Annotated in this window: 10 protein-coding genes and 1 pseudogene; 2 read left to right on the top strand and 9 right to left on the bottom strand. The window is 58.2% G+C overall.

From position 1 onward, the window contains the following. Window positions 1-213: 213 nt before the first annotated feature. The gene (locus tag F8N49_RS21785) at window positions 214-1,497 is read right to left on the bottom strand and encodes a type II toxin-antitoxin system HipA family toxin (protein WP_151552507.1); all 1,284 of its coding nucleotides are present in this window, start codon (window positions 1,495-1,497) and stop codon (window positions 214-216) included. Continuing rightward, window positions 1,497-1,793, bottom strand: coding sequence for a helix-turn-helix domain-containing protein (locus F8N49_RS21780; protein ID WP_151552506.1), 297 nt, complete (start codon window positions 1,791-1,793; stop codon window positions 1,497-1,499). Before F8N49_RS21780 ends, F8N49_RS21785 begins: the two co-directional genes overlap by 1 nt. A 299-nt stretch (window positions 1,794-2,092) precedes the next feature. Between F8N49_RS21780 and F8N49_RS21775 the strand changes: the two genes are divergently transcribed. After that, window positions 2,093-2,233, top strand: a complete 141-nt coding sequence (locus F8N49_RS21775; RefSeq protein WP_372241043.1) for a hypothetical protein — start codon at window positions 2,093-2,095, stop codon at window positions 2,231-2,233. 133 nt (window positions 2,234-2,366) lie between these two features. On the opposite strand, the gene F8N49_RS21770 is transcribed toward F8N49_RS21775, so the two are convergent. Beyond that, on the bottom strand, window positions 2,367-2,726 hold the full coding sequence (locus tag F8N49_RS21770) for a DUF6124 family protein (RefSeq protein ID WP_071174652.1): 360 nt from the start codon (window positions 2,724-2,726) through the stop codon (window positions 2,367-2,369). Between the two features lie 587 nt (window positions 2,727-3,313). Further along, window positions 3,314-4,084, bottom strand: a complete 771-nt coding sequence (gene tam, locus F8N49_RS21765; RefSeq protein ID WP_151552504.1) for a trans-aconitate 2-methyltransferase — start codon at window positions 4,082-4,084, stop codon at window positions 3,314-3,316. Between the two features lie 159 nt (window positions 4,085-4,243). Here tam and F8N49_RS21760 point away from each other — a divergent pair, with 159 nt between their 5' ends. After that, on the top strand, window positions 4,244-4,654 hold the full coding sequence (locus tag F8N49_RS21760) for a low affinity iron permease family protein (RefSeq protein WP_016771301.1): 411 nt from the start codon (window positions 4,244-4,246) through the stop codon (window positions 4,652-4,654). 161 nt (window positions 4,655-4,815) lie between these two features. Here the strand turns inward: F8N49_RS21760 and F8N49_RS21755 are convergent, their stop codons facing one another. The 5 genes and pseudogenes from F8N49_RS21755 to F8N49_RS21735 form a co-directional block, all read right to left on the bottom strand. Further along, a complete protein-coding gene (locus F8N49_RS21755) occupies window positions 4,816-5,319 on the bottom strand; it encodes a DUF4142 domain-containing protein (protein WP_016771302.1) in 504 nt (167 codons plus the stop codon). 153 nt (window positions 5,320-5,472) lie between these two features. Continuing rightward, a complete protein-coding gene (locus tag F8N49_RS21750) occupies window positions 5,473-6,822 on the bottom strand; it encodes a sensor domain-containing diguanylate cyclase (protein WP_151552502.1) in 1,350 nt (449 codons plus the stop codon). Window positions 6,823-6,897: 75 nt separating this feature from the next. Further along, window positions 6,898-7,536 (bottom strand): LysE family translocator, encoded by a 639-nt coding sequence (locus tag F8N49_RS21745; RefSeq protein ID WP_130900077.1) that lies wholly within the window; start codon window positions 7,534-7,536, stop codon window positions 6,898-6,900. A gap of 61 nt (window positions 7,537-7,597) precedes the next feature. Then, a pseudogene (locus F8N49_RS21740) lies at window positions 7,598-7,729 on the bottom strand (glutathione transferase); the annotation flags it as partial. Next, window positions 7,728-8,462: a hypothetical protein gene (locus tag F8N49_RS21735; RefSeq protein ID WP_151552500.1), complete on the bottom strand. Its 735-nt coding sequence runs from the start codon at window positions 8,460-8,462 to the stop codon at window positions 7,728-7,730. The pseudogene F8N49_RS21740 and the gene F8N49_RS21735, both read right to left, overlap by 2 nt. Window positions 8,463-8,617: the final 155 nt, after the last annotated feature.

Here is an 8,617-nt window from a genome sequence, read left to right as displayed (position 1 = left end):
GGAAACAGGCTGGTCTGGCTGCGGGACTGTCCCTGGATGTAGGCCATAACGAAAAATGCTCCGTATCTTTCGATACGGAGCATTTTCTTTGAGCGCTGCGCAGATTGCTAGGTTTTCACACAGTCTGTTGATGGCCGGTTTTTTTGTGTCTGGAAGTTGAATCGTGCTGGCGGTGAAGACTTCCAGAGGATCGCTGAGCCCTTCCTCCCCGGATTACTTCTCGAAATCCAGATGCAGCCTCGCCAGTACATTGAAGATCGGCTCCCCGGCTTTGTGCGGGACGTTCAATCGAGTGAATACTTTCCTCCAGTTGGCGAGCGCAGCGAGAGTCTGCTCGATATATTCCTCGGCCTTGAGGTATTTATAATCCTTGCAGATCTCCATGATTCGCTTGCGCGTAGGCGTGCCGGGAGTGCGGCCACCGAAGTCAGTGGTGTGCTCGCCCATGGCGTTTGCGAAGGTCAGGTCGTATGCCGGGGACAGCGTCCAGGTTTCTCTCTCGCCTTTTTTTTCAGGATTGTGGCAGAGAAAGGCAAAGTTCTTCGCATGGTCGTCATGGTTGTGAGACAGCGCATTGAAGATCATTAACCTGGCCATCTTTTCCACTTCGACGGAGCTTCTGGTCAACACCTGAGTGAGCTTGAGCAGGTTCGGGTAGTCGATGGATGACAATGCGCGGTAGTCCGCGTATATGAGCGCCGAGACGGTCATCATGTGAATCTTGCGCTCGCCGTCGCGGTCGAAGCGCTTGGTTGCGAAGAAACGCTCAACCTCGCCGCCAGGCATCTGCACATTCAGAAGATCCGATTCAGCCATGGTCACTCCGGCGGCACGAGCCATCTCGGCATAGGCGAATTCAATGCCGCCGGTTTCAATCGGTTCGTACAATGCCCTGAACTTCACGATCCAATGTGCATAGCCCTCGGGCAGGGCATCAAAGGCCGAAATTGCGTGTTTTTTGTCGGCAGACAGCGCCACGATTGCCTTCGGTCGTGCGCCCCCCGGTGAGCCACCAGCCAGTCGCAATTTGGTAAGCACTGCAGGGGTCTCACCCTCTTGAACTTCGATTGAAGCTTCGTAGAGTTGGCAAATATCCAAAGGGCCTGTGAGCTCTGTTTTTTCCGCCTTCGGCTGATATTCAAACGCACCCATACTGCGCTCGCCCATATAAGCAAGGCGATCAAGCGCTGTGAGGGTTAGGTGGGTGCCGTCACCGAAGGTGCTGTCGAAATATCGATCCATCAGCAGCATGCCCCAGCCGTCAGGCAGTGAATCGGCGAACGGTCCGTGTAGCCCTTCGAAGAGGCTGGTGTTCCTGGCCAACTGGGGCTTTTCGTCCCAAGCCATTGTCAGCGGCGAAAGATTGTAGCCAGTGGCAAGCCAACCCGGATCGTAAGCGAAGTAAATCCCCCGGCCCGCGACTCTGACCAGTTCACCAACCTTGGCGCCCTCTTTCAAAACATTCAGCGCTTCTGTGTGTTTGAAAGGCTTGATCATCAGCGCGTCCCTCTCTTGCGCCTGGCATTCTTCAGCTCATCCAGCGAGCTCGGCTGCTCTGGTTTGAACAGCTTGGTCACAGCGTTGAGTTCATCAAGCGCAGTGGCTATCAGGATCAAAGCCTCCAACGTCACGAGACCGGTCGCTTCGAATCGCTTGATGGTGGATTCGGAAACCCCCGCCTTTTCTGCGAGCGTCTTGCGGGAAAGATTTTTGGAGAGCCGCAGGATTTTGGCGTTTTCTCCGACATTTCTAGCGATCTCAGCCGGCGATTGAAGCAAATGCATGAGCGACATGGCAAACCCTTCCAATTCTTAAGGATCTTAATAGAGCCATTGTAGCCATCTAACCTCCCTTAAGGATCAGATATGACCATTTTTGAAAAATTTCACTAATTTCGTGGAGCAATAGAGATCTTCGGATTGCTACACAGCTGACACTGAGGATTACGCGGTTGGGTCACGCGTGGCCGCTTTTGTCACCGCGAATCTTACTCTCCGCAATGCAGTCATATTTGGCAACGTAATGATGAACACAGCGTTTGTTGTGCCGTTCAAGATCGCCGCTCATGTGGTTACCAAAGCGGACATCATTTATGGACATTAAACCCATTCGGAGCACTGAAGACTTGTCCGCAGCATTGCTGCGTATCGAGCAGATTTGGGGCGCTGAGATGAACTCGCCGGAAGGCGATGAATTGGAAATTCTCGCACGGCGGGTGGGCGAGTATGAGTAGCAGCAATTCCCGATTCCCCCTTCCGAGCCCTTTCAAGAGGACAAACCTGGTATTGATCAGCGGTTTTGACGCTGCACTAGCCGAAAAACCGGTCGCAACGACCGGTTACTTTTTACTCGGAAATCAACGCCGGCTAACCCACCGGCACCACATTATCCAGCACCTGATTCACCGCCAGCTCGCCCAGCATGACGACCTGGGCGATGCCGAGCAGGGTTTTGCGCTGGCTGCCGTCGAGCAAGGCGGCAAAGTCGCCGAGCATGACGCTGGCCGAGCCGAGGGACTCGCTGGCGTTGACCAATAGCGACTCGGTATCGGTGCCCGGATTAACCATGAACATGCTGCTGGCCTGGTACGGCGGTGAGCTTGTTTTTGGTGGGATGAGATAGTGGTCGAGGGCGCGTTCGGCGGCTTCGTGGAGTTTTTTCGAATCGAGGGACTCGTAAGGAGAGGCCGGATCGGTTTCCGGCGGATTTGGCGTCACTTTGAACACGGGGCGGTACCTTTCATTTGAGCCGCATCCACCACGCTACTAAACGGGAGGGTGGCGGCTGTACGCAAGTTAGTAGACCGGACCCATCCCCCATCCGGCGCACCCGAAGGCGCCATGCGCACAGCCACCATAAAATACAGGCACGCGCCTGATTCAACGGAACTCGTGCAACCGTTACGAGGAGGACATTACCGGGCTACTAAACCCGATCACTGGAAATCAGTGACGCGAACCAAGTTACCGACCGCCCTCCAGGCGCACAAGCCGGCGGATTCTGGCGTACCGGTAGGCAGCGGCGCAAGGATTTGTAGGCATCGGGACGCAACGTGATTCAACTTTAAACAGCCATAGCGCTCCACGTGTAAAAGCCTGGAAAACAGAAGGAAATTTCCGACGAGCTCAGCGTGAACGAGTTGAAAGGATGCCAGAGGACGATGATGTTGGCGGTGCAGCGGTGATCGGGTTTCTGCGCCAATAAGCCCCTCACCCTAACCCTCTCCCGAGGGAGAGGGGACCGACCGTGTTGCGTTCAAGAGATGCGCCGACCAGAGATAACGTGGCGAACCCAAGGAACCCGGAGGCGTAACTCAGCGGGTCGCAACAATGAACAAACGTGGAAACGGCAACAGCACCGAGCCGTCAGCCAAGGCCGGATAAGCCTTGGCAACCTCCGCCAGATACCGCTGCAGATACTGCGCCCGCTCCTCCTCGGTCAATGGGCTCAGGAATGGAATCAACCCGCTACCCTTGAACCACTCCACCACCCCCGCCGCCCCGTCCCGGAGTTGGTGATGATAGGTAGTGCGCCACACATCGACCCGCGCGCAGTGCGGCCGCAGCATTGAAAAATACTCACTGGCACTGGCCATGTCGGTGCGCTGCCCGGCAGCGCCTGCGAGCTTGCTCGCCCACGGCCCATTGGCGGCGACTTCGCGCATCAAGCGGTGGGACGGTTCGTTGAGGTTGTCCGGCATCTGGATCGCCAGGCTGCCACCATCTGAAAGCTTGCTCGCCAGGGCTGGCAGCAACGAAGCGTGATCAGGCACCCATTGCAGCACCGCATTGGCGAAGATCACATCGAACGGGCCTTCATCGGTCCACTTGTCGATCTCGGCCACCTCGAACTGCACATCGGGCAAGCGCTTGCGCGCGGCGGCGATCATGTCCGCCGAACTGTCCAGGCCACTGACCCGGGCCTCGGGAAAACGCTGCACCAGCAACTCGGTGGAATTGCCCGGCCCGCAACCGATATCCACCACCGCCCGGGCGTGCGCCGTGGGTATCGCCGCCAACAGATCACGGGCCGGGCGGGTGCGTTCATCTTCGAAAGCGACGTATTGCTGGGCAGACCAACTCATTGCGTTCTCCTGTTGGGGTTTTCTGTCGACTGTCGACACGATACCGCGATCTGCGCCGTACGCCTTCCCTACCAAAGTCCTGCACCGAAACTTGTAAACAGAATTTTCAGCGCAACGCCGATGTCTGAATTTCAAGCTCCCAAAACAAGGACTCCCATCATGAAATTCGCAAAGATTGCCCAAAAACTCGCCCTGTGGGCCGGTAGCCCGAAGACGTTCATGGGGGCATTGATCCTGATCGGGTTGTGGGGGTTGAGCGGGCCGATTTTTGGTTACAACGACACTTGGCAGCTGATCATCAATACCTCGACGACGATCATCACCTTCCTGATGGTATTCCTGATTCAGAACACGCAGAACCGCGATACCGACATTCTGCACTTGAAACTCGATGAGCTGCTGCGGGTGAACAAGGAAGCGCAGAACGCGATGCTCGGGCTGGAGGCGCTGGATCTGAAACAGCTTGAAGCGCTGCGCCGGCATTACCGCGCGCTGGGTGAGAATCAGGTGTTCGATCTTGAGGGGCTTGGCGACAAGAGCAAGCCAAAGCAGGATTTGAATGAGTGCTGAGCAAGTAAACACACCCTGTGGGAGCGAGCCTGCTCGCGAAGAGGAGGGTCAGTCAAAACATCATTGACTGACACACCGCTTTCGCGAGCAGGCTCGCCCCCACAGGGGAAGCATCGCTTTTCAACTCAAGATTTCGTTCGCGCTGCAACAATACGGCGAAGTTAGCGACTGGCCTGCAACGCTCGGGCTTTCTCCAGATGGTTTTGCAGCTTCGGCAAGGTCTCATCGGCAAACGCTTTGATTTCCGGCACGTCGGTGGTCTGTGCCTGTTGCTCGATCTGGGTGATGGCCTCTTCGGTCGCCTTGACCTGACTGGCAGCGTAGGCCTGATCGAATGTCGCGCCGTCCTTCACTTCTGGCATCAACTCTTTGGCCTTGTCGGCGAGTTCTTCGCGAGGTGCGACCGGCAGGTCGAGCTTCTTGGCGATTTTCGCCAAATGCTGATTGGCCGTGGTGCGGTCGTTGATGACGACAATGGTGTAATCCTTGACCTCTTTGGATTCGGTCTTGCCGTGGGCCAGACGGCTGGCTTCGATGTCGGCCATGCCTTTGGCAGAGGCATCGTTGATGAATTCAGCAGGCGACTGGGCGAACGCAGTGCTGGCGCACAGGCCCAGCAAAGTCGCAAAACTGGCATTACGTAAACGGGTGGCCATCCGGCTCATGGTCGCGCCCTCCTTCGTGGAAAATTCAAGCGGGCCGTGATTCGCCCGCTGCTCAAATAGTCGCGGCGGACAATGGTCCGCCTCAGTTAGGAATGCTTTGGCGTTCAAAGGTTTAGAAAATCTGCCGAGGCCGCGACGAACGGTGCGCTCGCTTTAGATGCCCAACGCTCGATGATTCAGGCGTTTGGCCGCATACATGGCCTGATCGGCATGCCGGAACAGTTGCTGTTCTTCTTCACCGTGTTCAGGGAAACGCGCCACGCCGATGCTCGGTTCGATACGCAGGTCATGGCCGTCGAGGCGCATGGGCTGCGCCAGCACCTGACGGATTTTTCCGGCGACGCTGTCGGCATCTTCGGCGGCATGCACGCTATGCAACAGCACGACAAATTCATCGCCACCGATACGCGCCACGGTGTCGGTTTCACGCACGCAGCCTTTCAGCCGATTGGCCACGGTTTGCAGGAGCATGTCACCGACGGCATGGCCATGGGTGTCGTTGACCTGTTTGAAGCGATCCAGATCAACATACAGCAGCGCCATGTGTCCGTGCACGGTTCGCGCATGGGCCAGCGCAGCCCTGAGCCGATCACGCAGCAGTTCGCGGTTGGGCAGTTGCGTCAGTTGATCGTATTGCGCCATGCGCTTGAGCCGCGCGTGCAGTTGCTGGCGCTCGATAGCCGTGGCGACTTGTGCACAGACATATTGCAGCAGTTCCTTGTCCTGCTCGGTGTAACGTTCGCCGCCAGCGAGGCTTTTGACGATCAAGGCGCCGATGGTGCCGTTTTTTGAGTTCAGTGGTACGCCGAGCCAGCAAGGCGCGTTTTGTTCCGCCACCAGCTCAGCAAAATCGGGCGTGGCATCGGCGCTGTCCGGCGTCAGCAACATTGGCTGGCCGCTGCGGATCACTTGCGCGCAGAGCCGTCCGATGACGGTGCCGGGCTGCTCGGGCTGCAATTCGTGATCGTCGACGTGATAGGGAAAATTCAGCTGCGCGCAGTGTTCGTCGTACAGCGCCACGGAAAAATTCAGCGCCGGCAGCCACTCGCCAATCAGCAGATGGATGCGTTTGAACAGCGCCAGCAAATCTTCCGCCGCGTGCGCCGCTTCGGAAATCGCGTACAACGCCGCTTGCCGCGACTCGGCCTGCTTACGCTCGGTGATATCGCGGGCGACGGCGATGCGCAGTTGATCCACTTCCGACCAGCGCGCCGACCAGGAAATATGCGCGACGCTGCCGTCCTTGCGCAGGTAGCGGTTCTCGAAATTGTGCTTCGGGTCGCCGCCCATGATTTCGCCTGCGGCCGCGAGGGTGCGCTGGCGATCGGCCGGGTGCACCAGCTCGATCATCGAGCGGCCGATCAGCTCGTCAGGCGTGTAGCCGAAAATCCGCTCGCAGGCAGCGCTGACAAAAACGAAACGGCCCTGTTTGTCGACCGCGCAAACGGCGTCCAGCAACAGGTCCATGTAGCTCGCCAGCGGCGCAGGGTTAGGGCTTTCCATGGTTCTACGGGATGTCCGCACAGTGCAGCGATTTCAATCGTCCATGATCGTGATTGCGAGTCCCTGCCCATTTCATCAAGTCTTGTTCGGCAGCAGCCCCGGCAGCGCGTGCATCAACGCATTGATGGCGAAGCCGATAAACATCACGCCACATAAACGGGTGATGAGCAGCTCATGACGCTGATACACCGTGCGCACCCGCTGCGCGCCGACCACGCCGATGAGGATAGCGTAAGCCAGCGCACCGCCGATAAAGCTCAGGGCGATCAGCGCCGGCAGCATCGACCAGTTGAGCAGTTCGGCGCGGCTCGACAGCAGCGCCGTAAAGGTCGCCACCGCCACCGGATAGGCCTTGGGATTGGTCAGGCCGAAGACGATGCCGTGCCAGAACGGCTGCCGCGCCGCCCCTTGCGCCTCGTCGCCATTGCGGCGTTGGGCACGCACCGCACGCCAGCCGAGCCAGAACAGGTACACCGCGCTGAGCACGCCGAGCACATCGAACGCGGTGCTGCCGATTTCCCGCGCACCGACAATCGCCACCAGCGCGGTGCTGCACCAGATCACATCGCCGAGCAGATGCCCACACAGAAACCCCGCCCCGGCGCGCCGCCCATGGGCCGCGCCAATCCCGAACACCGCCAGCACGCCCGGCCCGGGCGTGATCCCGTAGATGAAACCCGAAGCCAGAACGGCCAACAGCAATGATGGAGTCATGAGAAACCTGCAAGCGCCAGAACACGTGGCGCAGAGTCTATATCAACAAGATTGAAGCGGATCAGGGTTCGTCGCAGAAACGCATGCCGGGGTAAGGTTTATGCCGACACGCAGCCAGCCGCGATTGCAAATCGCCGACGTGGACCTTCAGCTTGTGCCCGTCGGGATCGAGGAAGTAGAACGACGCGCCTTCAATAGCCTCTCAGATTTTCGGGAATGAAATATTGCTGTCCGTCATAGCGCAACGTGGTCAGCACCGGCTTTTCGTGGGTAGTTTTCGACTCGCAGGTGTCGGGTGGCCCCTCACCGACCAGCCCCGTGGTGACCGAGCGGACAATGATATCGGCGTAACCATGGGAACTGGTTTTGCCCATCTCAAGCGTACGCACCGTCTCCGAGCGCTCTCCGGCACAATTGCCATCCCATTCGCCACTGAAGCTGTAGACGACCAAACGGTCCAGCACCGGGCGCAGTTTGTCGCCCTCTTTCACGTAGAGCGACAGCAGGGTTTCATCCAGCGGATTGACGCGCGACGAGCCTTTGAAATGGGCGCGTACGCCGAAGGCACGGAGGTCGGACGTGAGTTTATAACGCGCCGTATCCAGCTCCAGACTCTCCAGCGCGATGGCATCGGAGAGAAACGCCGACCGCTGATGATAGGTCGCCAGCGGCTTGGGGCTGCCAGCGGTAGTGACGGCCAGAGCCAGATCGTATGAACCCACCCTGCCGTCCTGACCATAGACGGGATCGGGCACGAACGTCGATAGCGCGGTAATCGTCAGCGACGGATAAGCCGGCCAGTCCTTGCACAAAGAAAAGTCCGCTTCGCCACTGACCGCAGGCGGCGTGCAATCGGCCCACGCCTGCCCAGCCACCAACCACCCGCAGAGCGCCGCAGCGCTGATCCATATGGACTTCATTGTCAATTCCCGCTCCTTGAAGATATTTCCAGGCGCGCACTATCCCTTTCTGCATCGAAGGATTCAACAGATCTGGCCAGCGAATCCTCTCATGTGTCTGAAGTCGGAATTCGCGAGCAGGCTCGCTCCCACAGGAAATCCGCATTGCAAATGTGGGAGCG

This window comes from Pseudomonas sp. GXM4 (genome assembly GCF_008923895.1).
GTDB lineage: Bacteria > Pseudomonadota > Gammaproteobacteria > Pseudomonadales > Pseudomonadaceae > Aquipseudomonas > Aquipseudomonas atacamensis.
Note: the sequence above shows the minus strand (reverse complement) of the source record. Positions and strands in the feature narration are given on the sequence as shown.